At 57.7% G+C, this 24,524-nt stretch carries 22 protein-coding genes, 1 tRNA gene and 2 pseudogenes; 15 read left to right on the top strand and 10 right to left on the bottom strand.

Translation table 11 applies throughout. The annotated features are described in order from the left end of the window. Positions 1–636 precede the first annotated feature (636 nt). From T424_RS0112360 to T424_RS0112335, 6 genes are all read left to right on the top strand, one after another. Positions 637–1,698 carry an ABC transporter substrate-binding protein gene (locus tag T424_RS0112360; protein ID WP_407921398.1) on the top strand — a complete coding sequence of 354 codons (1,062 nt, stop codon included), beginning with the start codon at positions 637–639 and terminating at the stop codon, positions 1,696–1,698. Positions 1,699–1,763: 65 nt separating this feature from the next. Further along, a complete protein-coding gene (locus tag T424_RS0112355; protein WP_027488006.1) occupies positions 1,764–2,636 on the top strand; it encodes an ABC transporter permease in 873 nt (290 codons plus the stop codon). Next, positions 2,633–3,421 (top strand): ABC transporter permease, encoded by a 789-nt coding sequence (locus tag T424_RS0112350; RefSeq protein ID WP_027488005.1) that lies wholly within the window; start codon positions 2,633–2,635, stop codon positions 3,419–3,421. Before T424_RS0112355 ends, T424_RS0112350 begins: the two co-directional genes overlap by 4 nt. 29 nt (positions 3,422–3,450) lie before the next feature. Next, on the top strand, positions 3,451–4,509 hold the full coding sequence (locus tag T424_RS0112345; protein WP_027488004.1) for an ABC transporter ATP-binding protein: 1,059 nt from the start codon (positions 3,451–3,453) through the stop codon (positions 4,507–4,509). A gap of 208 nt (positions 4,510–4,717) precedes the next feature. Beyond that, complete coding sequence (locus T424_RS0112340) at positions 4,718–6,448, top strand: methyl-accepting chemotaxis protein (protein WP_027488003.1); 1,731 nt, start codon at positions 4,718–4,720, stop codon at positions 6,446–6,448. A 139-nt stretch (positions 6,449–6,587) separates the two neighbouring features. Then, positions 6,588–7,631, top strand: coding sequence for a zinc-dependent alcohol dehydrogenase family protein (locus T424_RS0112335; RefSeq protein ID WP_027488002.1), 1,044 nt, complete (start codon positions 6,588–6,590; stop codon positions 7,629–7,631). Between the two features lie 358 nt (positions 7,632–7,989). Here the strand turns inward: T424_RS0112335 and metH are convergent, their stop codons facing one another. Then, positions 7,990–11,757 (bottom strand): methionine synthase, encoded by a 3,768-nt coding sequence (gene metH / locus T424_RS0112330; protein WP_027488001.1) that lies wholly within the window; start codon positions 11,755–11,757, stop codon positions 7,990–7,992. A gap of 202 nt (positions 11,758–11,959) precedes the next feature. On the opposite strand from metH, the gene T424_RS0112325 reads away from it, so the two are divergent. Beyond that, entirely contained in the window at positions 11,960–13,213 is a 1,254-nt protein-coding gene (locus tag T424_RS0112325; RefSeq protein WP_051558954.1) for an AGE family epimerase/isomerase, read from the top strand. Between the two features lie 227 nt (positions 13,214–13,440). Here the strand turns inward: T424_RS0112325 and T424_RS0112320 are convergent, their stop codons facing one another. From T424_RS0112320 to T424_RS22560, 4 genes are all read right to left on the bottom strand, one after another. Next, positions 13,441–13,875, bottom strand: coding sequence for a hypothetical protein (locus T424_RS0112320; RefSeq protein ID WP_027487999.1), 435 nt, complete (start codon positions 13,873–13,875; stop codon positions 13,441–13,443). Between the two features lie 290 nt (positions 13,876–14,165). Beyond that, positions 14,166–14,390, bottom strand: coding sequence for a hypothetical protein (locus tag T424_RS22875; RefSeq protein WP_037067573.1), 225 nt, complete (start codon positions 14,388–14,390; stop codon positions 14,166–14,168). Positions 14,391–14,608: 218 nt separating this feature from the next. Then, positions 14,609–15,388, bottom strand: coding sequence for a thermonuclease family protein (locus T424_RS23065; protein ID WP_037067571.1), 780 nt, complete (start codon positions 15,386–15,388; stop codon positions 14,609–14,611). Position 15,389: 1 nt separating this feature from the next. After that, positions 15,390–15,605, bottom strand: coding sequence for a hypothetical protein (locus T424_RS22560; RefSeq protein WP_154664896.1), 216 nt, complete (start codon positions 15,603–15,605; stop codon positions 15,390–15,392). Positions 15,606–15,692: 87 nt separating this feature from the next. On the opposite strand from T424_RS22560, the gene T424_RS0112295 reads away from it, so the two are divergent. Together T424_RS0112295 and T424_RS0112290 are read left to right on the top strand one after the other, a co-directional pair. Beyond that, on the top strand, positions 15,693–16,331 hold the full coding sequence (locus T424_RS0112295) for an outer membrane protein (RefSeq protein WP_027487997.1): 639 nt from the start codon (positions 15,693–15,695) through the stop codon (positions 16,329–16,331). 440 nt (positions 16,332–16,771) lie between these two features. Continuing rightward, positions 16,772–17,410 (top strand): outer membrane protein, encoded by a 639-nt coding sequence (locus T424_RS0112290; RefSeq protein ID WP_027487996.1) that lies wholly within the window; start codon positions 16,772–16,774, stop codon positions 17,408–17,410. Between the two features lie 120 nt (positions 17,411–17,530). On the opposite strand, the gene T424_RS0112285 is transcribed toward T424_RS0112290, so the two are convergent. Further along, entirely contained in the window at positions 17,531–18,259 is a 729-nt protein-coding gene (locus tag T424_RS0112285) for an SIMPL domain-containing protein (RefSeq protein WP_027487995.1), read from the bottom strand. Positions 18,260–18,438: 179 nt separating this feature from the next. Between T424_RS0112285 and T424_RS0112275 the strand changes: the two genes are divergently transcribed. Beyond that, positions 18,439–18,514 (top strand) — tRNA-Ile (locus T424_RS0112275). A gap of 200 nt (positions 18,515–18,714) precedes the next feature. Here T424_RS0112275 and T424_RS23245 read toward each other — a convergent pair. From T424_RS23245 to T424_RS22110, 3 genes and pseudogenes are all read right to left on the bottom strand, one after another. Further along, positions 18,715–19,056 (bottom strand): annotated as a pseudogene (locus T424_RS23245) (tyrosine-type recombinase/integrase); the annotation flags it as partial. Positions 19,057–19,657: 601 nt separating this feature from the next. Further along, the gene (locus tag T424_RS0112265) at positions 19,658–19,924 is read right to left on the bottom strand and encodes a helix-turn-helix transcriptional regulator (RefSeq protein WP_027487993.1); all 267 of its coding nucleotides are present in this window, start codon (positions 19,922–19,924) and stop codon (positions 19,658–19,660) included. A gap of 10 nt (positions 19,925–19,934) precedes the next feature. Then, the gene (locus tag T424_RS22110; protein WP_084268489.1) at positions 19,935–20,153 is read right to left on the bottom strand and encodes a helix-turn-helix domain-containing protein; all 219 of its coding nucleotides are present in this window, start codon (positions 20,151–20,153) and stop codon (positions 19,935–19,937) included. A 95-nt stretch (positions 20,154–20,248) separates the two neighbouring features. Between T424_RS22110 and T424_RS0112255 the strand changes: the two genes are divergently transcribed. The 5 genes and pseudogenes from T424_RS0112255 to T424_RS23240 form a co-directional block, all read left to right on the top strand. Then, positions 20,249–20,659, top strand: a complete 411-nt coding sequence (locus tag T424_RS0112255) for a helix-turn-helix domain-containing protein (RefSeq protein ID WP_027487991.1) — start codon at positions 20,249–20,251, stop codon at positions 20,657–20,659. After that, a complete protein-coding gene (locus tag T424_RS0112250) occupies positions 20,656–21,009 on the top strand; it encodes a hypothetical protein (protein WP_027487990.1) in 354 nt (117 codons plus the stop codon). The genes T424_RS0112255 and T424_RS0112250 overlap by 4 nt, the downstream gene beginning before the upstream one ends. Positions 21,010–21,184: 175 nt before the next feature. After that, positions 21,185–22,330: a hypothetical protein gene (locus T424_RS20890; RefSeq protein ID WP_051558953.1), complete on the top strand. Its 1,146-nt coding sequence runs from the start codon at positions 21,185–21,187 to the stop codon at positions 22,328–22,330. Between the two features lie 80 nt (positions 22,331–22,410). After that, positions 22,411–22,917, top strand: a complete 507-nt coding sequence (locus T424_RS0112240) for a hypothetical protein (RefSeq protein WP_027487989.1) — start codon at positions 22,411–22,413, stop codon at positions 22,915–22,917. A 233-nt stretch (positions 22,918–23,150) separates the two neighbouring features. After that, positions 23,151–24,174, top strand: a pseudogene (locus T424_RS23240) (type II toxin-antitoxin system HipA family toxin); the annotation flags it as partial. A gap of 60 nt (positions 24,175–24,234) precedes the next feature. On the opposite strand, the gene T424_RS0112230 reads toward T424_RS23240, so the two are convergent. Next, on the bottom strand, positions 24,235–24,524 hold a 290-nt coding region (locus T424_RS0112230), incomplete at its 5' end, for an IS5/IS1182 family transposase (RefSeq protein WP_027487988.1).

Below are 24,524 nucleotides of genomic sequence, written 5' to 3'. Positions count from 1 at the left end.
TTCCTTAAATCGGAGACGATTTAAGGTGAAAATTATGCAGCGATTTAAAGTGTTACAGCGCCCTTCGTGCGTTTGATAAAACGCACGGCGCTGTAAAGCCCGGACCACATCGGCACATTCAGCAATTATTGCGTGTCCCTTCCGCTTTGCCTGTTTCATCAGCGGCAGAATCAGGCCGATTTTCGCCATCCTCGCGCCGGGGCGAGCCACCGGCGCAGGCGCCGGTCCGGGGCTGCCGTTTCATGCCCAAAAATAATCACGCCACGCTTCGCGCGGCAAGCACCGGGCCAGATTATTTTGCAAACCGGACAATTGACAGGCGGCTTTTTCATGGGCTTATCTTGTCACAATTGAACCGGCAAAGACCGGAAGGGGAACAGAAAAATCATGAATGCAAGTCCGCGCGGCCTTTTATCGGCACGTTATGCGCGCAACCGCGGCAATTCCCGATCCAAAGCTTTTCGCGGCAACAAACCGGCCGGATTTGATCTTGCCTCATCTTCGGCCGCACGGACGAAGCAAACCGTCACATAACATTCATCTCACAAGCCTATTCCAGTCGCCGGCTCACAGAAGACCACAAGGAGAACCTCAGTGAACACCCGTCTGCGCCGCATTCTCTCGCTTTCGACCGCCATGGTCATCACCTCGGCCAGCCTTGCCGCCGCCGAGCCGAGCGCCGAGTTGATCGCCGCCGCCAAGAAGGAAGGCACCCTCACCACCATCGCGCTTCCGCATGACTGGTGTGGCTATGGCGACGTCATCGAAGGCTTCAAGAAGAAATACGGCCTCAAGGTCAACGAACTGAACCCCGATGCCGGTTCCGGCGACGAAATCGAAGCCATCAAGGCCAATAAGGGCAATACCGGCGACCAGGCGCCCGACGTGATCGATGTCGGCCTCTCCTTCGGCCCCTCCGCCAAGAAAGACGGCCTGATCCAGCCCTACAAGGTTTCCACCTGGGACAGCATTCCCGCTGAAGCCAAGGACGCTGACGGCTACTGGTATGGCGACTATTACGGCGTCATGGCCTTCGAGGTGAACAAGGATCTCGTGAAGAACCCGCCCAAGGACTGGGCCGATCTGCTGAAGCCGGAATATGCCAATTCCGTGGCGCTTGGCGGTGATCCGCGCACGGCAAACCAGGCCATTTCCGCCGTCTTCGCCGCCGGTCTTTCGGCGGCCAAGGGCGATGTGTCCAAGGCTGGCGAAGAGGGCCTGAAATTCTTCAAGGAACTGAACGACAAGGGCAATTTCGTCCCCGTCGTCGGCAAGCCCGCAACGCTTGCCCAGGGCACCACGCCAATCATCCTGCGTTGGGACTATAACGCGCTGGCAGGCCGCGACTCGCTGAAGGGCAACCCGCCGGTTGACGTCATCATCCCCGCCTCCGGCGTTGTCGCCGGCGTTTACGTTCAGGCGATTTCGGCCTATGCGCCGCACCCGAACGCTGCAAAGCTGTGGATGGAATATCTTTACTCCGACGAAGGCCAGATCGGCTGGCTGAAGGGCTATTGCCACCCCATCCGCTTCAACGACCTTGCCAAGAACGGCAAGATCCCGGCCGACATTCTGGCCAAGCTGCCCGATGCCAAGGCCTATGAGAAGTCGATCTTCCCGACGCTTGAGCAGCAGGACGCCTACAAGAAGACCATCACCGAAGGTTGGGACAAGGTCGTCGGCGCCGCCGTCAAGTAATGATTTTCAAGGCTCTCCCCGTCCTGGGCGGGGGGAGCCATTCAACATTTTTCAGGACGATCCGAATGCCATCCACAGCGAAAGCGGATTTCAACAAAAGGCTTTTTGACTGGCTGGGCATCGCGCCCTTCATGCTGTTCGCGCTGATGTTTCTCATCGTGCCCACGCTTTATCTCGTGGCGGGCGCCTTTCAGGATGCGGACGGCTCCTTGACGCTCGCCAACATCGCCGGGCTCTTTACCGATAAAATCCTTGCCTCCTTTTCGATCAGTATCCGCATCAGCCTTGCTTCGGCGCTGGGCGGTGTTCTTCTGGGCTTCTTCATTGGCTGGGCCATCGTGCTTGGAGGCCTGCCCGCCTTCGTTCGGTCGGCGGTTCTGACCTTTTGCGGCGTTGCCTCAAATTTCGCGGGCGTGCCGCTGGCCTTTGCCTTTCTGGCAACGCTTGGACGGCTCGGCCTCATCACCATGCTGCTGCGTGACTGGTTCGGCATCAATCTTTATGCCTCCGGCTTCAATCTTCTGAGCTTTACCGGCCTGACGCTGACCTACATGTATTTCCAGATCCCGCTGATGGTGCTGATCATCGCGCCCGCGCTGGACGGCATGAAGAAGGAATGGCACGAGGCCGCCGCAAGCCTTGGCGCCACCACCTTCCAGTACTGGACGAAGGTGGCCCTGCCCATTCTCTTCCCCTCCATCGCCGGGGCCTTCATGCTGCTGTTCGCCAATGCCTTTGGCGCCATTGCCACGGCCTATGCGCTGACGGGAAGCTCGCTCAACATCGTGCCCATCCAGCTTTACGCGCAAATCAGGGGCGATGTGCTGCACAATGCCAATCTGGGCTATGCGCTGGCGCTTGGCATGATCGTCGTCACCGGCATCTCCAACATTCTTTACATCACGCTGCGCATACGCGCCGAACGGTGGCAGAAATGAAGACGCAGAAGTTCCTGGCCTGGCTCGCCGTTGCGCTTGGCTCCATCTATTTCATCGTACCGTTGATTGCGACCTTCGAGTTTTCGCTGCGGATGCGGCGGGGCGAATATTCCTTCGATGCTTACCGCACGGTATTTTCCGACGGAAATTTCCAGGCCTCCTTCAGCTATTCCATGCTGATGGCGGTCATTACCATTGCCGTGATCACCCTGCTGGTGGTGCCAACGGCCTATTGGGTGCGGCTTCGCCTGCCCGCCATGCGGCCGGTGGTGGAATTCATCACCATGATGCCGCTGGTGGTTCCGGCCATCGTCATCATTTTCGGCTATCTCCGGCTCTATAATTCCTCCTCCGTGCTGCCGCTGACCGGCAGCACGACCGGCACCGATCTCCTGTTTCTCTGCGGGTTGATGACGCTTTCCCTGCCCTATACCTATCGCTCCATCGATGCGGCCATGCGCGCCATCGACGTGGCGACCCTGACGGAGGCTGCACAAAGCCTGGGCGCGGGCTGGGGCACCATCATGTTCCGCTGCATTTTCCCCAATGTCCTGTCCGGCGTGCTGTCGGGCGCTTTCATCACCTTCGCCATCGTGATCGGCGAGTTCACCATTCCCTCGCTGCTCAACCGCCCGGCCTTCGGCCCCTATCTGCAATTGATCGGCGCCAACCGCGCCTATGAGCCGCCGGCGCTTGCCATCATCGCCTTTGCAATGACCTGGGCCAGCATCGGCCTGCTCAACATTGTTGCCCGTTTCACCAGACCCGTTCCGGCCAAGGCCTGAACCGGCTGCCAGAGTTCAGAGAATAGCCCATGTCCTTCTTGACCCTGACCCATATCCAGAAGAGCTTCGGCTCCGTGCAGGTCGTGCATGATTTCAACATGTCGATCGAAAAGGGTGAGTTCATTTCCTTCCTTGGCCCTTCCGGTTGCGGCAAGACCACGATCCTGCGCATGGTCGCCGGTTTCGAAACGCCTTCTGCGGGCGCCATCACCATTGCCGGCAAGGACCAGACGCGGCTGAAGCCGAACCAGCGCAATATCGGCATGGTTTTCCAGGCCTATGCGCTGTTTCCGAACATGAACGTGTTCGACAACGTGGCCTTCGGCCTGAAGATCGCCGGAATGGCAAAGGCCGACATCGAAAAGCGGGTGACGGAAATGCTCAAGCTGATCCATCTGGATCATCTGGCCGACCGCTACCCCTATCAGATGTCGGGCGGACAACAACAGCGCGTGGCGCTGGCGCGCGCGCTTGCGCCAAAGCCGCAGGTGCTGTTGCTGGATGAGCCGCTTTCGGCGCTGGATGCGAAAATCCGCGTTTCGCTGCGCGAGGAAATCCGCCAGATCCAGCGCCAGCTTGGCATCACCACGATTTTCGTCACCCATGACCAGGAAGAAGCGCTGTCCATCTCCGACCGCATCGTGGTCATGCACGCCGGTCGCGCCGACCAGATCGGCACACCCTTCGAGATTTACAACCATCCGCAAACCCGCTTCGTCGCCTCCTTCGTCGGCACGCTCAACCTCATCGAGGCGAAGGTGACGGATCCGGCCAGCAATACCATCATGCTGGGCAACCAGAGCGTGACCCTCACAAAGCCGGTGGCACGGGCGGCGGGCGAAAGCATTACCGTGGCACTGCGCCCGGAGGCAGGCTCCATCGCCGAAGGCGCAAGCGGCAATCTCGCCCTGCATGGCACAGTCACGTCCAGCCACTTCCTCGGCTCGGTCATCCGTACCCGCCTCGACATCGGCGGCCAGACATTATCTTTCGACATGTTCAACGATCCAGGTCAGGCCCCGCCTGCTCTCGGCGAGAAAATCACGCTGAAATTCAACCAGCAAGACCTGATGCTTCTTGCCGATTGACAAATCAGGGACAAAACGGGAGCTGATTTATATTACAACACTCGAATATTCATACGTTATTTAAGAATTTAATAGGAAAGATGAATTACTAGTCCTTTTTGAGGAGCATTCTTCACCATTTGAGAGGCGGCTTGATGCTCCCGCTCGTTCGCTGGACCGGGTCAAAGCCGGTCCGTCGTTCCGGGCCGCTGTCTCTGGAGGACTGTCCATGCTAGGGCTGTCATTAAAACGTAAAAAAAATGCACAAGCAGTTATTGAAGCCCTCAATCGCTCCCAAGCCATCATCGAATTCGATCTTCAGGGCAATATTGTCGAGGCAAACGAAAATTTCTGCCGGGCCATCGGCTATTCCAGAAACGAGATCGTTGGAAAGCACCATCGCATTTTCGTAAGCCCGCAGGAGGCGGCCAGCGAAGATTATGCGCGCTTCTGGAAAAAGCTCGGCAGCGGCACCTTCGACAAGGGCCAGTACAAACGCTTTACCAAAAGTGGCCAGGCCATCTGGATCGAGGCATCCTACAATCCGGTTTTTGCAGGCGGCAAGCCGGTCGGCATCGTCAAGATCGCCTCCGACATCACGCCCTATAAAATGCAGGCGATAGAAAACGACGGCAAAATGAATGCCCTTGACCGCTCCCAGGCGGTTATCGAGTTTACGCCGCAAGGAAACGTGATTTACGCCAACGAAAATTTTTGCAAGACGCTGGGCTATGAGCTGCGGGAAATCGTCGGTCAGCATCACGCCAGGTTCTGCACGCCGGATTACGCGCAATCGCTGGACTATTGCCAGTTCTGGTCGCGGCTGGCGAGCGGGGAATTCTATTCCGGCGAATTCACCCGCCTGCGCAAGGACGGCACGCTGGTGCATATTCAGGCCACCTACAATCCGATCCTCGACGATACGGGCAAGGTCATCAAGGTGGTCAAGTTTGCCACCGACGTCACAGGCCGCGTGAAGGCGATAGAGCAGCTGGCCGCCGGACTGGACAGGCTGGCCCATTGCAATATCCGCATGACGCTGGATGTGCCCTTCGTGGCGGAATTCGAGCATTTGCGGCAGGATTTCAACACCTCGATCGGCCGTGTTCAGGAAACACTTGCCGAGGTGCTGCAAAACACCTCCGAGCTGCGCGAACAAAGCGGCGAGATGCGGGAGGGCTCCATCAGCCTTGCCCATCGCACGGAGCAACAGGCAAGCGCGCTGGAAGAGGCATCTGCCGCCCTGGAGCAGATTACCGCGACGGTGAAGGATTCCAGCCAGCGCAGCTACGATACCCGCAATCTGGTTCGTGATGCGCATAAGGCGGCAGGCGAATCCGTGGCGGTGGTCAGCTCCACGGTAGAGGCCATGAGCCGCATCGAAGCCGCCTCGCGCGAGATCAGCAATATCATCAGCGTCATCGATGAGATCGCCTTCCAGACCAATCTCCTCGCCCTCAATGCCGGCGTGGAAGCCGCCCGCGCCGGGGAAAGTGGCAAGGGCTTTGCCGTGGTCGCGCAGGAAGTGCGCGAACTTGCGCAACGCTCTGCGAAAGCCGCCAAGGAAATCTCCGCCCTCATCGCCAAATCCTCCGGCGAAGTCAAAGAGGGCGTGCGGCTGGTGGGCGAAACCGGCAATGCGCTCACTCGCATCGAGGAATTCGTTCAGCAGATCGACCGCAATGTCGAGGCCATCGCCGAAACGGCCACCGAGCAATCCGGCAAGCTGGGCGAGATCAACGCCGCCATAGCCGCACTGGATGAAATGACCCAGAAAAATGCCGGCATGGTGGGCCGCATGAGCCAGATCAGCCAGACACTGGCAGAAGGCGCGGAGTTGCTGGCCGGGCTGGTCAACCGCTTCAAGCTCAACCGCCGCAGGGCCGTTCGCGAGCCCGGTTCCGAGGCCGCCAGCCGCAGCGCCTCCGAGCGCCGCAATAGCCACCGCTCCGCCGCCTGACGAAGCCTCGCAGCTCTCCGGCACGCAAGGCGCATGGCACAGCAAGTTCAGCATTGACCCGGACCGGCAGAGGCGGCAAAACACCGCCGGTCAACGCTTGGGCCATGCCCGAAGCGCGAAAACGCCTTGGGGGATATCCATGAAAGCCTTGATCTTCGAAAATTTCTGCGAGGCGCCAAAGGTCGCAAGCCTGCCGGACCCGTCGCCTCAGTCCGATGGCGTGGTCATCAAGGTGGAGGCTACAGGTCTTTGCCGCAGCGATTGGCATGGCTGGATGGGTCACGATCCGGATATTCGCCTGCCGCATGTTCCCGGCCATGAATTTGCCGGCGTGGTTGCAGCCGTCGGCCGCGACGTGCGCCGTTTCAGGATCGGCGATCGCGTCACTGTGCCCTTTGTCTCGGGCTGCGGCCATTGCCGTGAGTGCCGCTCCGGCAACCAGCAAGTTTGCGAAACGCAATTCCAACCGGGCTTTACCCATTGGGGTTCATTTGCCGAATATGTCGCGATCGGCTATGCCGACCAGAACCTCGTTCACCTGCCTGAAAGCATGGGCTTCGACACCGCCGCAAGCCTTGGCTGCCGCTTTGCCACCTCCTTCCGGGCGGTGGTCGATCAGGGCCGCCTCAAAGGTGGCGAGTGGCTGGCCGTGCATGGCTGCGGCGGTGTCGGCCTCTCCGCCATCATGATTGGCGCCGGTCTCGGGGCGCAGGTGGTAGCCATCGACATTGCCGAGGACAAGCTTGCCCTTGCCCGCCAGCTCGGCGCCATCGCCACCATCAACAGCCGTGACGTGGAAGACGTGGCGCAAGCCGTGCGCGACATCACCGGCGGCGGTGCGCATGTCTCCGTCGATGCGCTGGGCCATCCCGCAACATGCTGCAATTCCATCAGCAATCTGCGCCGTCGCGGACGCCATGTGCAGGTGGGGCTTATGCTGGGCGACCACGCCATGTCGGCCGTGCCGATGGCCCGCGTGATTGCGCACGAGCTGGAAATCTATGGCAGCCACGGAATGCAGGCCTGGCGCTACGATGCCATGCTGGCCATGATTGAAAGTGGCAGACTTTCTCCCGAAAAGCTGATTGGCCGTCACATCAGCCTCACAGACGCTGCAACCGCCCTTCCCGCCATGGACAGCTTCCGCGAAAGCGGCATCAGCATCATCAGCCATTTCGAGTAAAAGGTCGCTTATGACGAAAACTAATTTCCATTTCTCCCACATGCCCGGGCGGCGAGAGGCCGCGCCGGATCACGGAGAACACTCATGCATCATAAACGAAAGCGACCTAAAAACCGCCGCGCCGGCTGCCTTATGTGCAAGCCCCATAAAGCCAATGGAAATTGCCCCCGGCATCTGAACATGCAAGCCGGCAATCTTCGCCGCTATCAAGCGATGACCTATCAGTTGCGCTGCGAGGAACCTGATAAGCGATAAAGCAAACGGCGCGATGGCGCAGCAGCCTTTCCACGAAACCCTGCTGCGCCAGCATTTTTGTCTGGCTGGCTCTTTCGTCACCCGTTGCAAACGCGGTTTCGCCTCAAGCGGCCTCTTCGCCTGCCGCCGCCTTCGGCACATAGTTCAACACCGGCCCCAGCCAGCGTTCCACCGCGCGAATGTCCATGCCCTTGCGGCGTGCATAGTCTTCGACCTGATCGCGCTCCACCTTGGCAACGCCAAAATAGTAGCTGTCGGGATGGCCGATATAGAGGCCGGAGACGGATGAGCCCGGCCACATGGCGTAGCTTTCCGTCAGCGTTACGCCGGTGGTTTCGGTGGCGTGCAGCAGGCTGAACAGCGTGGTCTTTTCCGTATGGTCGGGTTGGGCCGGATAGCCGGGCGCCGGGCGGATGCCCGCATAGCCTTCGCCGATCAGTTCCTCGTTGGACAGCGCCTCATCCTTGGCATAGCCCCAGAATTCCTTGCGCACGCGCTCATGCATCCGTTCGGCAAAGGCCTCGGCGAAACGGTCGGCCAGCGCCTTGACCATGATGGAGGAGTAATCGTCATTGGCGCGTTCGAAGCGCTCGGCAATCGCCACTTCCTCTATGCCCGCCGTGACGACGAAGCCGCCGACGTAATCGGCAATGCCGCTTTCCTTCGGCGCCACGAAATCCGAAAGCGCCACATTCGGGCGGCCGTCGCGCTTGGCAAGCTGCTGGCGCAGCGTGAAGAAGGTGGCAAGCTCTTCCATGCGGCTTTCATCGGTGAACAGGCGAATATCGTCGCCGACGGCATTGGCAGGCCAGAAGCCGATGACGGCGCGGGGGCGGAACCAGTTTTCCGCAATGATCTTTTCCAGCATGGCCTGCGCATCGGCATAAAGCTGGCGGGCGGCCTCGCCCTGTTTTTCATCCTCCAGAATGGCCGGATAGCGGCCCTTCAATTCCCATGTCTGGAAGAAAGGCGTCCAGTCGATGTAGGCGGCCAGTTCCTTGAGATCGTAATCCTCAAAGACCTTGATGCCGGTAAAGCCGGGCCTGGTGGGCGTGTAGCCGCTCCAGTCGATCTTCACGGCATTGTCGCGGGCAGAGCTGAGTGGCAGGCGCTGCTTTTCGGCCTCGGCCCGCGCATGGGCATCGGCCACCCTGGCATATTCGCCGCGAATGCCCTCGACATAACCATCCCTGCCCTCTTCAGACAGAAGTGCCGAGACGACCCCCACCGCACGGCTGGCATCGGTGACGTAAACCGCCTGGCCCGCCTGATATTGCGGATGGATCTTCACCGCCGTGTGAACGCGGCTGGTCGTCGCGCCCCCGATCAGCAGCGGCACGTCGAAGCCCTGCTTCTGCATTTCCGCCGCCACATGCACCATTTCATCCAGCGACGGCGTGATCAGGCCGGAAAGGCCGATGACATCGACCTTCTCTTCCTTCGCCACCTCAAGGATCTTCGTGGCAGGCACCATGACGCCCAGATCGATGATCTCGTAATTGTTGCAGGCCAGAACGACGCCGACGATATTCTTGCCAATGTCGTGCACGTCGCCCTTGACGGTGGCCATCAGCACCTTGCCGGCACTCTTTTTCTGGTCGCCGCCGGTAAGGCGCTTTTCCTCTTCCATATAAGGCAAGAGAACGGCCACGGCCTGTTTCATCACGCGGGCGGATTTCACCACCTGCGGCAGGAACATCTTGCCCGCGCCAAACAGATCGCCCACCACGTTCATGCCCGCCATCAGCGGCCCTTCGATCACATGCAGCGGGCGTTCGGCCTTTTGCCGCGCCTCTTCCGTATCGGCCTCGATGAATTCCGTGATGCCATTGACCAGCGCATGTTCCAGCCGTTTTTCCACCGGCCATTCGCGCCAGGCAAGATCCTGCCCCTTGGCCTCCTTGGCGCCGGTGCCGCGAAAGCGCTCGGCAATCTCCAGCAGCCGCTCCGTGCCATCCGGGCGGCGGTTCAGCACCACGTCTTCGCAGGCCTCGCGCAGCTCGGCATCGATGCTTTCATAAACGGCAAGCTGACCGGCATTGACAATGCCCATGTCCATGCCCGCCTGAATGGCATGATAGAGAAACACCGCGTGCATGGCCTCGCGCACCGGCTCATTGCCACGGAAGGAAAAGGACAGGTTGGAAACGCCGCCGGAAATATGCACCAGCGGCATTTTCTGGCGAATGGTGCGGGTGGCTTCGATGAAGTCCACGCCGTAATTGTTATGCTCCTCAATGCCCGTGGCCACCGCAAAGATATTGGGATCGAAGATGATGTCTTCGGGCGCAAATCCCGCCTCCTGCGTCAAGAGCCGGAAGGCGCGCGAGCAGATTTCCACCTTGCGTTCATAGGTATCGGCCTGGCCCGTCTCGTCGAAGGCCATGACGACGACGGCGGCGCCGTAATTGCGGATGAGCCGCCCTTGCGCAATGAAGTTTTCCTCGCCTTCCTTCAGCGAGATGGAATTGACCACCGCCTTGCCCTGCACGCATTTAAGCCCGGCTTCGATAATCGGGAATTTCGAGGAATCGATCATCACCGGCACGCGGGCAATATCCGGCTCGGCGGCAATGAGGTTCAGGAATTCCACCATGGCCTTTTCGCTGTCGATCAGGCCTTCGTCCATGTTGATGTCGATAATCTGCGCGCCGTTTTCCACCTGATCACGGGCAACCGCCAATGCAGCGGTGTAATCACCTGCCGTAATCAGCTTGCGGAACCTGGCCGAGCCTGTGACATTGGTGCGCTCGCCGACATTGACGAAGGGAATGTCCTTGGTCAGCACGAAGGGCTCAAGGCCGGAAAGCGACATGAAGGGGCGGTGTTCCTGCGGCTGGCGGGGAGCCCTGCCCTTCACCGCCTCGGCAATGGCGCGGATATGGGCAGGCGTGGAGCCGCAGCAACCACCGACCACATTGACCAGCCCCTCATCGGCAAAGCCGGACACCAGCTCCGCCATGATCTCCGGCGTCTGGTCATATTTGCCGAACTCGTTGGGCAGGCCCGCATTCGGATAGGCGGAAATGAAGGTATCGGCAATGCCGGAGAGTTCCTGCAAATGCGGGCGCATGGCATCGGCACCCAGCGCGCAGTTGAGGCCGATGGCGAAGGGCCGCGCATGGCGCACCGAATACCAGAAGGCAGACGGCGTCTGGCCGGAAAGCGTGCGGCCGGAAAGATCGGTGATTGTGCCGGAAATCATCACCGGCAGATGAATGCCCTTGGCGGCGAAGCGCTCCTCGCAGGCAAAGATCGCCGCCTTGGCGTTCAGCGTGTCGAAAATGGTTTCGATCAGGATGATGTCGGCGCCGCCATCGATCAGCCCGTCGATCTGCTCGCCATAGGCAAGCCGCAGGTCGTCGAAGGAAACCGCGCGGAAACCGGGATTGTTGACATCCGGCGAAATCGAGGCCGTCCGGTTGGTCGGACCAATCGCGCCCGCCACGAAACGGCGCTTGCCATCCTCCCGCTCGGCGCGCTGAATGGCGCGGCGCACCACCTCCGCACCGTGACGGTTCAGATCGTAAACCGCGCCCTCCATCTCGTAATCGGCCTGGGCAATGCGGGTGGAGGAGAAGGTATTGGTCTCGATGATGTCGGCACCGGCCATCGCATAGCGATAATGAATGTCTTCGATGGCATCCGGCTGGGTGAGGATCAGCAGGTCGTTATTGCCCTTCTGGTGGCAGGCGCAGCCGATGAAGCGCTCACCGCGAAAATCCTCCTCCTCCAGACCCAGATTCTGGATCTCGGTGCCCATGGCGCCATCGAGAATAAGAATGCGCTCCCGCGCGGCCTTTTGCAGGGCTTTCAGGATTTCCGCGCCATCCCGCTTCGAACCCTCCTGGCCAAACAGTGAATCGAGCATAGGCGCACTCCTTCCATAAGCATCAACGTGAAATCACATAAACATATCTTTATGTCAACATGTGACAGAAAAAGAATATGGTTTTCATCCGCCCTGCTCGCCGGTAAACCTGACATGCAGGATGCAGGGCGCCTGCTGGCCGGTCAATCACGCTGGCAGGCTTCTGCAAAAGCCATCCGGATTGTAGTGAGTGGAGGAAGACATGCTGGACACCCCGAATGCCCTGGTAACGCCGCCCGAGACCTGGGCTTCCCGTCCCTATCATCGCCAATGGCTGCTGCAACAGGCCAACATCCTGTTCGATTTCTTTCAGGGCGGCGCGATCAACCCCAAGGGCGGCTTTTACGACCTGACCCGCGAGGGCAAGCCGCTTGCCACCAACAATCCCGCCCGCGGCATTCATTCCAGCGCCCGCATGGTGCATTGCTTTGCCATTGGCGATCTGCTGGGCCGCCCCGGCAGTGCCGATGTGGTGGATTACGGAATGCATTATCTGTGGTATCGCCACCGCGACAGCAAGCATGGCGGCTATTACTGGCAGGCCAATGATGACGGTGCCGCCGATGCCTCCAAGCAGGGCTATGGCCATGCCTTCGTGCTGCTGGCGGCTTCTTCTGCCAAAACCGTTGGCCACCCCCTTGCAGACCGGATGCTGGAGGATATTACCGAAACACTGGAAAAGCGGTTCTGGGAAGAGCGCCACGGCGCTATTGCCGAGGAATTTTCGGAAGACTGGCAGCCCGTGCCCGGCTATCGCGGGCAAAACTCCAACATGCACCTGACCGAGGCGCTGATGGCCGCGCATGAGGCGACCGGCGAGAGCCATTATCTCGACAAGGCCATTTCTATTGCCGATCTCATCATCAACCGGCGCGCAAGGGAGGAAAGCTTCCGCGTTGCCGAGCATTTCGATGAAAACTGGACGGTGGACCGGGATTATTACCACCTCAATGAAATGTTCCGCCCCGCAGGCACCACGCCCGGCCACTGGCTGGAATGGGCACGCCTTCTGCTTCAGCTCTGGGTTCTTTCCGGGCGCAAGCATGACTGGATGCCGGAAGCCGCCCGCGGCCTGTTTTTCCAGTCCATGTCGCTTGGCTGGGACAAGGAGCGCGGTGGCTTCCATTATACGCTGGACTGGAACAACCGCCCGGACAAGACCTTCAAACTGTGGTGGCCGCTTTGCGAAGGCGCAGGTGCCGCCCATTTTCTCAACCAGTTGAGCCCCAGCGAATTCCACGAGGAAAGCTATCGCAAGATCTGGAATTTCATCTCCAGCCATAGTCTGGATCGGCAATATGGCGGCTGGCATGAGGAATTGTCGGAAGATCTCTCCCCCTCCTACACCCTCTTCCCCGGCAAGGGCGACATTTATCACGCGCTTCAAGCCTGCCTTATCCCGCTGTTTCCGGCAGAGGGCAGCCTGACAAAGGTGATTGCGCAGAACGGTCTTTGAAAGTGTGCCGCCTGTAGATCAGACTGTTTCCGTGTTTCAGGAGAACACGGAAACATTCAGCCGGCCACGCGGGAAGAATTATCTTACAGCGCCGTGCGTTTTATCAAACGCACGGCGCTGTAACACTTTAAATCTGCTGCATAATTTTCACCTTAAATCGATTCCGATTTAAGGAATTATGCAGTAGAGCGCTTGTCGATCCTCGCTTACTCCGGTCGGATTATGCTCTAAAGCGACTTGTCGATCAGGAAACTGCCGGAAAAGGCCGTGCCCTGTTGCAACGTGCCGGAACAGGAAACGGTAAAGGTGGTTTCGGTCACGCGCGCCGTTACGCATTTGCCCCGTGCACCCAGACGCTGCGGGTCCTTGCCCCGCCCGTCATTCAGCAGCAACTGGTCCACCTTGATCGTATCGACCTCCATCGAATCACGCTTGCGCTCGGTGCTGACCGTGCCGCTGAAGGTGACGATATGATTTTGCCCCACAAAGAAATAGATGCCCGTACGGCCATCCGAATGCAGGCTGCGCCCCAGCACCTTGCCGCAAGGTTCGGTCATGTCCTGCTTGCCGATCACAAGCCGCTGGCAGGTTCCATTCACCTGGGCAAACTGGGGCTCGGTGGTTTGAGCGGCATGGCCCGCTTCGGCGACCGCAACAAACATTGCACCCCAACAGAGAAAAAGCCTGCTCATTCCCGCAATTCACCCCTTGGTTTTACGCATCGACCGGAAAATAATCGGTGCGATGTCTGACAAGCGTGCGATGAGAATGTCACATCCACGCCCCCGCTCAAATTCAATTTACCTCTGCAAGACCTTATGGACTTCCCGGAAAACAGCCGGCGCTGAAGCAGGTTGTATGGATTTATAAGATATACGCAAAATAGAAAACAAAATATGAAACGCCGGTCTGGCGTGCAGACCGGCGTTTTACATGCCCCGATATGTCAATGTCACATACCCTTGCAAGAAGTGGACGTCATAGCCGAACCGCAAATCATGTAAGGCTGCGGCACATTCTGCCCGTCCATGGCCAGGGTGCTATGCCGCAGGCGGGCGGCATCTTCCAGAAGATGCGCAAAGGCGCTGAGCGAAACGCCATCGGCACGCAGAACCTGGCGGATGATAGGATCACGAAGGACTTCGGAAATCGTCATGTCTTGGGTGGTGGCTGTCATGTTACGCTTCTCCCTGTAAGTGATTAAAGCATAGAGGAATGATGTTACCGCCACATGTCGGGGAGAAGGCGGAAAAGTGGCAAAAGCAGAAAGCTTTTACGACCTCCCGAAGAGGTGATCCGAACACGTCCTCTTCTTATGGATCAGCCTCTCCATCGGCGTAACCTGCATGAACGCCGCCGCGCGCAAATGGTTCCACAGCATCGGCATGGGCTAGGTCAGCACCAGGGCTTGCGCTGCCCCGTCCAGGGACGCGCCAGCCCCTCATCGACCAGCATGGCGCCCAGCGAGCGGCCATCGCGCGTTACAACCCGCAATTTCCGGCCATACTTGTCCTCATCCCGCGTGCCGAAGGAACTCAGCTCGAAGCTTCCCGCATTGAGCAGATCCCGCAGCCGCATCTTGGCTGCGAATCCGCGATCGCGCTCCGATTTGCACTTGGCCTGCTCGGTTTCGGGAGCGTCGATGTCGGCCATGCGGATTTTCATGCGATTGACCCAGAAGGTATCGCCATCGACCACGCAATTGTTCAGCCCGCTCGTGCCGCAATAATAGAACTTGCCGGACATGCGCTGTTTTTCTGCCATTCCGCCCCGAAGAGAGGCAACCTGCTGATCGACATCATTGCCACTGGCTGGCGGCAACGGCGCATCGGAGCGCAGGGGCTGCAAGGCCGCAACCCCTGCAACGGGCGTTGCGGCGGGCGGCAATGGATCATTCCTCCTGACGGGAGCCGGAATGGGCAGCGGCGGCAGCGAGCCGGTCTTTTCACCCGTTGCTTGCGCGGCGGAAAGCGCGCCGTCTGCCACATGGCTTGCGCCCTTGCGCTCATCCCCGATCAGCCCATGGGCCACCTTGAGAAGCTGGCTGCGGTTGTCATAGGCCGAGATTCCACCGATTACCAGGGCAAGCACCGCCAACAGCGGCCACATGCCGCCGCTGGACGCCCTGCTGGTTTTGCGCCGCCTGCCCTTCGTGCCGCGTGCCTTCGTCGCCATGTCATGCTCCCTGATCTGATGCGGGATTATCGCGGTTAAGAGTTTCTAAAAGGTTGGCGTAACGTTTCCAGCTGAGACTTACAGGCCTTTCCACAGGCTTTTGACAGACCGCAGGGAACCATTTCGAGCGAACCGCGTTTCGAGTGCGGCTCACAGCATGTTTCACGAGCGGCACGAAAATATGATCGGCCTGAACTGCCTTTTTCAGAATTTTCATCAGCCTCTCCATTTTTTGAACACATGGCTGCGGTGTGTACCTGCGGCGTAATCCCCTCGCCCAGACTGTTATCAGGAGTAGAACATGATGAAGAAACTGACCCTGGCTTCGGCCGCAGCAGCGGCAGCGCTCTGGTCTTCCGCAGCTCTTGCCGCGGATGCCGTTTCCGAACCGCCCGCACCGCCGCCGGTTGCCACCGACGTTGCCCCCGCTGCCTTCAGCTGGTCGGGCGGCTATCTCGGTTTGCAGGGCGGCTATAGCTGGCTGAACGGCGATTTTTCCAGCGGTCTGGGTTCCCACACCTTTGATGGCGGCCGTTTCGGCGCGTTCGGCGGCTGGAACTTCGATGTCGGCAGCAATGTGATTCTCGGCCTTGAAGGCGACGTGAACTATGACTGGAACAAGGAAGGCGTTGCATCGGGCGTCGATTTCGGTTCCGAATTCTCGGGCTCTGCCCGTGGCCGCGTCGGCTACGCCATGGATCGCACACTGATCTACGCCGCAGGCGGCTGGACAGCCACCCGCGCCGGTTTCAGCGGCACCGTAGACGACAAGGCAACCCTCAACGGCTGGACCGTTGGCGCCGGCGTCGATTATGCCGTGACCGACAAGGTCTTCCTGCGCGGCGAATATCGCTACAACGATTACGGCAGCAAGAACATTTCCGGCATCGACACCGATCTCAACCAGCATGTCATCAATGTCGGCGTGGGCATGAAGTTCTAAAGCATTTCCAGCAAAAGTGTATTCGCTTTTGCGTCCGGAAATGCGTCGAAACAAACAATTAGAGCCTTTCATCGTTTCCGTGAAACGGTGAAAGGCTCTAATATTTGCTCGGCGAGGCAGAGAGGCGCTCTGAGAGCCCCTATTTTGGTCTTTTACAAAAGGCCCGGCGAGCCCCGTCTCGCCGGGCCTTTTCCGTTTAGCCCACCTCAGAATGACATGACTGAAAAAGCAACCCTGAATTGTTGCAATTCAGTTACAGACAAGGGCAGCCATTCTATCTATGGTGGCCGCGTTTTTGCAGAACACCTGCAAAAACAGATAGATAGAAGTCTATAGGAGTCGCGCGGCCCGATGGTCGGACGCGCAATACACCTATCGGATCGAACTGCTTCAGTAACCGGTCACGATTGTGCCGGACATGTCCATTCAGGGGTATTTACATGAATTTCAAACTTTTGCTCGCCACCGCCGCAATGCTCGCGATTTCGGGTCAGGCCATGGCGGCTGACGCTGTTTCCGAAACACCGGCGCCTCCGGCTGCGGTGGAAACGCCCGCTGCCTTCAGCTGGGCTGGCGGATATGCGGGTGTGCATGGCGGCTATGGCTGGCTGGACATGAAACTTTCGTCTGGCGGCGCTTCCGCCTCCGACGATTTCGATGGCGGCCGGTTGGGCGGCTTTGCCGGGTGGAATTTCGACGTGGGCCACAACGTCATCGTCGGCATCGAAGGCGACCTGAACTACGACTGGAATGAAAACGACTATAGCGGCATCAAGTTGGGAACGGATGTATCCGGCTCTGCCCGTGCGCGGGTGGGCTATGCACTGGATCGCGCCCTGGTTTATGCGGCAGGCGGCTGGACTGCCACGCGCGGCCACCTGGACAACACCGGCTCTGTCGATGGTCACACCACCTTTAACGGCTGGACGGTTGGCGCTGGCGTAGACTACGCGCTGACCAACCGCATCTTCGTTCGCGGCGAATATCGCTACAACGATTTCGCCTCCAGGGATCTGAGCGGCATCGACATCGACATGAAACAGCATGTGGTGAATGTCGGCGTTGGCGTAAAGTTCTGACGCTTCTACGGCGCATCTGACAGGCCAATCGCCGTCACGCGGGAATGATTGGACAGATGCGCCGTTCACAGGCCTTGATGCGGCATCAACATGCCGAAGGCCGTCAATCTGGAAGGGAAGTCACGGCGAAAGGGAAAAAGCCATGCTGACCGTAACGCGGTAGCTGTTTTCTCCCGCGGCAATCGGCACGGCTTCTGCCGCAGCATTACGCATTGCCGCCTTCATTACCATGGGCGCCGCCACCGGATTTGTGCCGCTTTCCTGAATGGAAATGACGGGACCAAGCTTGACGCCCGCAGCCTCGGCCAAAATTCTGGCGCGGCGCATGGCATCTTCAACAGCAGCCTTGCGGGCGCGATCCAGCGCCTCGTCGGGTTTGTCATTGGTAAATTCCACCGAGCCACCCTGATTGACGCCAAGCTTGACAGAGCGATCAATCACACCGCCAAGCTTCTGCAAGTCCCGAACGCGAACGGTCAGGCCATTCGATACGCTATAGCCCTCGATAGAAGGCGCCTGCGGCGGCTTGTCCGGCTGATCCTGCCGATACAGGGGCACGATCTGGAACCCGCTCGTCTGCAAATCCCGCTCCGCCAGACCGCCATCCTTCAAGGCTTGCAAAACCTTGGCCATGGACCGGCTATTGGCAGCAAGGGCCTCATCGGCACTCTTGCCCTCACTCACCACTCCAAGCTGAACAATGGCCATATCCGGCGCCACGGAAACCTGCCCCTCGCCGACGACATTTAGAACCGGCCGGGCCTCCCGCCCCTCCTGCGCAAACGCCGGACCCGCCAGCCAGCACCCGGCCAAAATCACCAGACAGCCGCGCGAAACAATGGAATTCATGCCCACATCAATCCTCCTGAAACAAACAGCAAAACGCCCCAAAACCCCAGCTCTGCCAGAAACCCGATCCCACACTGCTCACTCATTACGGCAAACACTTGTCGAGCCAAGGATTTTCCGCTAGACGACCCACGCCGGTTTCTGAAACCATTGACAAAACCGGCCCGGTGCAAACCGGAGGGCCTGTAGCTCAATGGTTAGAGCCGGCGGCTCATAACCGCTTGGTTGGGGGTTCGAGTCCCTCCGGGCCCACCATTTCTGTCTTCGGACGTTGTTTTTCCATCATTTTTTCCTCGATTTGTCTCACCGGAATTCCGGTTCGATGAAAGTGGGACATTTTTGCGGGCCACATAGGTTTTCCTACGCTCGAAACCGGCATCGATAATCCGCTTGGACTGGGCCGCTTTCGTGTAGTGCTGGGCCATCTTGGAATCAGACCAGCCGAAGATCGCCATCAACTGATGTTCGGTCGCGCCGGCCTCGGCGAGGATGGTCGCGGACGCCTTTCTGAGGCCGTGCGACGAGCATTCCGGTAAATCGGCATCGTTGCACCACTGGCGCATCTTGTTGCCGAAGCCGTTCCCGCTGAACGCCTTCCCGTATTCGGTGACAAGAAAGGTCGGCTGATCATGCGTGATCGCGTCCAGCGCCTCGCGAAGCTCGTCTGTGACGGGCAAGCTGAGGGACTGCGCATATTTGCCCGAGCCCTTCTCCGGCATGAATTCGATGCGGTCGCCGACCAAGTTGCGCCACCCGAGCTTGACGAGGTCCGACCGGCGGACGCCCAAATTCAGCATCAGTTCCATTGCAAGCCGGGCCATGGAGCCCAGCGGATAGGCTGCGCGATAGCGCGCCAGTTCCGCTTCGCTCCAGGTGTGGAAACCGGGAGATTTATGGATTTTGGTGACGCCGTTCGCGGGATTGAAGGTGGCCAGTTCGGCGCTGATGGCCCAATTGAACAGAGCCTTCAGGTACTTCACCAGCTTGTCAGCCGCGCCGGGCGTGCCGCTGCGCTTCATCTGACTGGCTTCGATGTCGGATTTGCGGATCTTCTTGAACGGCAGTTCGCCCACATTGACGCAATAGCGATTGAGAACGCTCTTCTTGTCTTTCTGCGTGGCCGGAGACTGGCTTTGAAATGCCTTGGAACGATAATAGGTCTCGACCAGCCAGCGAACCGAGCCGGGCTCCAGTCTTGAAATCGGGACCGTCTTTTCACCACGATCGCCAGCCAATACGCGATGATATTCCTCGGTAAACGCCTGGGTAACGCTGCCCGCCTCGTCCAGATAAACGGACGTCATGCGATATTTCGGCATGCCAGGCAGGCGGAGATAAAAACGCTCGTTGCCGTGCCGATCGATATCTCGCGAGCAATATTTGAAGGGGACGCGCTGACTACCCGACCGCGTAATCAAACGGGTTTTCGCCATCGTCTTCATCTCCGCTCAAGCCCTGTTCTTTGATGTCGTACCAGGACGCCCGGATTTCCTCCGCGTCCCAACGGCGCAACGCGCCGATCTTCACACCTTTCGGCATCAGGCCACGGCGAACCCAGTCGTCAAAGGTGCCCGTCGAGACGTCGAGGAGTTCCGCCGCACGGACGCGGCTGACCGCGACTTTGTAGATGGGGCGTGGGGCCAGCGCTTCAGCTTGCTGCTTCATGTGCCGCTCCTCACGCTCTGGAGAGGCTGTCAGCAAGCGCCAAAGCCTTCTGCTTGGGCTCGACCATATTCGCCGCAAGATACTCATCCACGGCGTTTTCCGGCAGGAACAAGCTTCCGCCAATCCGGACATGACGGATTTCCTGCTTGGCGATCAGGTTCCGGATGCGAGCGACCGGCCATCCGGAACGATCGGCCAATTGCTTCGGTGATAAAAGCTGAGATTGCATAACTGCTCAACTCCATAGAGATAATTCGACACGAGACAGAACGAATCATATAATCGCGCTGGACACAACACTTTTATCGCATTTGAGATATTTCGATGCAAGATGGATTCATGGAGGCGATGGGGCAGCGGCTGGGTAAAATCCGGAAGGATTCCGGGTTAAAGCAGGTGCCCTTTTCAGAAGCGCTTGAGGTGTCGCAAAGCGCTTACAACACCTACGAGCGCGGTAATCGCGAGATCCCGGCAAAACTTCTCCGGCTTCTGCATGTCAAATTCAATGTGAACCCCGCGTGGATGCTCACGGGGGAAGGAAGCCCTTACAATCGGGATACCGTCGACCTGTATCACCAGGTCACGGGGGCAGTTGACGCTTTCATCGCAAGGGAAAACTGTCAGGTGGAACCGGACAAGCGCTTGAAGCTCATCCGGTTCCTGATCGACTACGCCGAACAGCACGGCGAATTCACAGAGGAAATTGCAGAAAAATATCTGAGGTCAGCGATATGAGTAAATCGAACTTCGAAGAGCAGATAATGCAGGGCGTATACGTGCTTGGTCGCCAGCGTGATCAACTGGTATCCGAAAAGCGAAAGTTGGCAAGGCAGTTACGCTATGCCCGGCATTCGGCCCGGCTCAGCAGCCTCTCAAAACAATACGATTTCGGGATGGTCTTCTTCGCGGCGATTGGCGCCATTCTGCTCATCTTGTTTGATCGTGAAAATTCTTCAGGCGCTTGGCTGTATCCGACAACAAGCGTTTCAGTGATGGTGTTCTCGTGCGCGATTGCACTGCGTGGCCGAAAGATGGTCACTCGGATCAGGATTTTCCGCGACCGTTTTGGGAGCTGGCAAGCTTGACCCTATTGTGTTGCGAGGAATGCCCCGAGGTCGTTCTGTCAAAAAGCCGTCAATTATACGAAACGAACAAATTTCGTATAAAGGTTGTGGAGGTGAGGCGAGAAATATTGCAATCGTTGTAGCGCTTTGAATAGACCTTATACTTCTATCTAAGAGTGATTCTGTCGGGGCGTCTATGGCCGTTGTAATTGATCCAGAAATTCGCATCCTTCCTGACGATCATCGAATCTTCATTCTTCATCCTGGGGATGGGAAGCGCTTTTACGCGGATTTTTTTGAAACGAATTCGGTTTTCTTGGACATACCAGGCATCACGTTGCCAGCGGTAATCAACATTGACGATGAAGATTTCCGAAACCGGCTCCGAATGGCCAAGCGTATTTCGTTATGGCACCGGGGCTCAAAAAAAGATGACGAGCCGAGTAGAGACGCCGCGACTTATCAAGTTAAGAATCCGGCTGTGCAGGCCCCACGGTTCGTACATGAGATTCACGACCTCTATGCGGAAGCTCGTCCGGGCGACCTCATTGTAATACCCGGCAAAGGCTACAATTCGACTGTCTACATTGGCGAGTTTGAAGGCGAGTTCGATCCGAATTATCAAGTGGTCAGCCGTCGTTATCCCGATGAAAAAATACCTGCTCGGAAAGTGAAGTGGCTCGACGTGACGATGGCGAAAGGCCAGTTTAGTCGAAGACTCATCAGGCTGATGCAGAATCGTCAGGCGATTATCCAAGTATCGAAAGATGAAGATAAGCGGGATATCTACGAATTTGCGTACGGCGAATACATATGGAAGGAGACGTCCGGAAGTTTGATCAGGGTTACGGAAGACGTGATCGATGTAAAGGATCTCACGGAAGCGTTTGATCTAACTAACTATTTTGCGTCTCAGTACATCGCCTTGAGAAAGGGTGAACTCGAAAATTTCCTTCAGCTGTCATTTCACGAAGCAATTGAAAAATATTACGATAAGAGGTATTTTGGCGGCGTGAGTGTCGAAATACACTCGCCGGGGTATTTTGGACGTCCGATGAAGGACGTCATGTTGGCGGGTTATGTGTCTGCTATGCTGGCTATTTCAGGCGCGGGTGTTTCTGCGCAGGAAGCTATCGCAGTAACGGTTGAAAATTCTGCCAATGCCACCCGCTCAGTATGCGACGAGAAGCTCGAAGCGGATATTCGCGAATCGATGGAAATGCACGCAAACTTCGATCTTTGGGAAAAGGTCGTGTGTCCCAGACGCGAAGCGACAAAGAAAGAGGTCGGCCTGAAGACCGGTGTGTCCGTCAAGGTCAACCGGAACGGGCAAAAACCCTAACGATCCGTCAATTAATTCCTATATACTATCAGACTGAGTTCATGTAGTCGTGCGCGATCTGCGACCAGGAGGTGTTGACAATGTGGAAGGGAGCTCTTGCGTTTTGCCGCGAACATATCCTTGCCACAGCATGCGCCACCATGGTGGCAGGAGGCTTGGGCGGCTACACGATCGGGTGGTCACTGTATGAAGCCCGAGTGAACCGTATTGAAGAAATGAAGGTCGAGGCTGTCAAGAATTTGAATAAGGAACGGGAAAATATGCTCGTTCTATTTCAGTCTTTTACGTCTGGTCTTATCAATGATGGCAAAGTGGACTCTCAAAAGAGGGACGAGATTGCAGCAAGCCTATCCAGACAATATTCCGGATATAGCGCGTACACTCAAAATCTGTCCTTACAGGATTCTGTAGCCGTGAAGAAGCTGCAAACGTCAATGAACGATTTGCGAAAAAGCCTTCTTGCGGTACGGAAGATGGAAGACTTGGATCCCGTATATATGGATATGAAAGGGATGTTCGAGTCATTTAAGTCCGTCGATCCTATAATCGATCGAACGATAAAGAGTGAACAATCTGTGTCAAGCTGAATGCCTATTGGTAGATTTTGCGCCAAAAGGCTACATTTTCAGACTCATTTCTTATTGAGCGCTAATTGCGATGGCTGTCTCTGTTGGAGAAGTCTTCTGCATGGCACCGCCGTAACTTAGGTGATTTGGGCATCTCGATATAGGCTCAGTGGTCCAATGCGTGATTCAACCCACTTTATTGGGTTGAATATATACCAATTTTGCGATAATTGATCCATTGAGAGGGTCAATTAATGCGCCTAACGCTCCAAACCCATTTTGACGGCAAGTGGCATCACGCCGCGACATTGGAACTCAAGGACGACGCAGCCGGCTTCCAGGGCGCGTCGATCGTCGATTACGATCTCGACTATTTCGTCACCGTGGCATCGACGGAGTTTTCTGCGGGAAAAACGGTCCGTGATCATCGCGCCTTATCCGTCCGTTATCCCGTCGATCTCGAAAATCGATATAGCCGCAGCTGGCCGCCTTTCCTGTTGGATCTCATGCCGCAGGGACATGCGAGGCGAAAGCTTGCTGAGCATCTCAGCCTTGCTGAAGGCTCGCGCGCCTCTGATCTTCCTCTGCTTCTGCGATCGGCAACGGGCGGCATAGGCAATATCCGCAAAGGAAGCGGCCGACGCCGAAACGGAACGGCTGCGCGGTGTTGAGCGCCAAGGGGTGACAGAAGCGGAAATCCTTGAGCGGTCGGATCGCTTCATGGAAGTCGCCGACCGCTTTGGAATGCTGGCCTCCGGCTCAAGCGGCCTACAAGGCGAATGGCCGAAGGTCTCTATGACACAGGCGAATGACGGGCTCTATTATCCCGACAGCTTCGTCACCGATGATGAGGCCGTGCGCCACGTGATCGTCAAGCTGGTCCGCAGCAACGAGCCTATAGACCGCCTGATTCTCGAAGGCGAAGCCCTCTATTCGCGGATCGCTCAAGAGATCGGTCTGAATGTTAACGAACCCTCGGCCTATGCCGAAGGCGTCCTGATCATTCCCCGGTTCGACCGGAAGAACAAAGAAGGCGTCGGAACCGTCAGGCTGGGCCAAGAGAGCCTGGTGTCCGCGATCGGCGTTGCCGATTTCGGCCATGTCGGCACGCATGAGGCCTATATCGACGTTCTGCGCCAATATTCGGCTGATCCATTCGCAGACATTGTTGAATACATAAAGCGCGACATCGCCAACCTGGCCCTCGGCAATCCCGATAATCACGGCCGGAATTCCGCATTGAGCAAGCACCAGGGCGGCACGATCCGCGTAAGCCCCCGGTGATGGCCGTCTTGCGATGTTGATGGGAACATCGGAAGTCCTAGGTCGTGTGGACAGTTACCTGATCCATAGGACGATAGCTGCGATTGTGACGACTGCGAGATAGTTTCGTGCTGTTTTCTCGAAGCGTGTTGCGACCCTGCGGAAGTGCTTGAGCTTGGAGAAGCAGCATTCGATGAGATGGCGTTGGGCATAGAGGTCCTTGTCCAGCGGGTGTTTCTTGGCGCGGGAAGGATTGTTAGGGATCACCGCCACTGCGCCTTTCTCGGCGATGGCGGCACGTAGGCGATCACTGTCATATGCGGTGTCTGCCATCACGATGTCGGCGGGTAAGTCTTCGATCAGAG

Origin of the sequence: Allorhizobium undicola ORS 992 = ATCC 700741 (assembly GCF_000621665.1) — a bacterium.
In the GTDB taxonomy this organism is placed as follows: domain Bacteria; phylum Pseudomonadota; class Alphaproteobacteria; order Rhizobiales; family Rhizobiaceae; genus Allorhizobium; species Allorhizobium undicola.
Note: the sequence above shows the minus strand (reverse complement) of the source record. Positions and strands in the feature narration are given on the sequence as shown.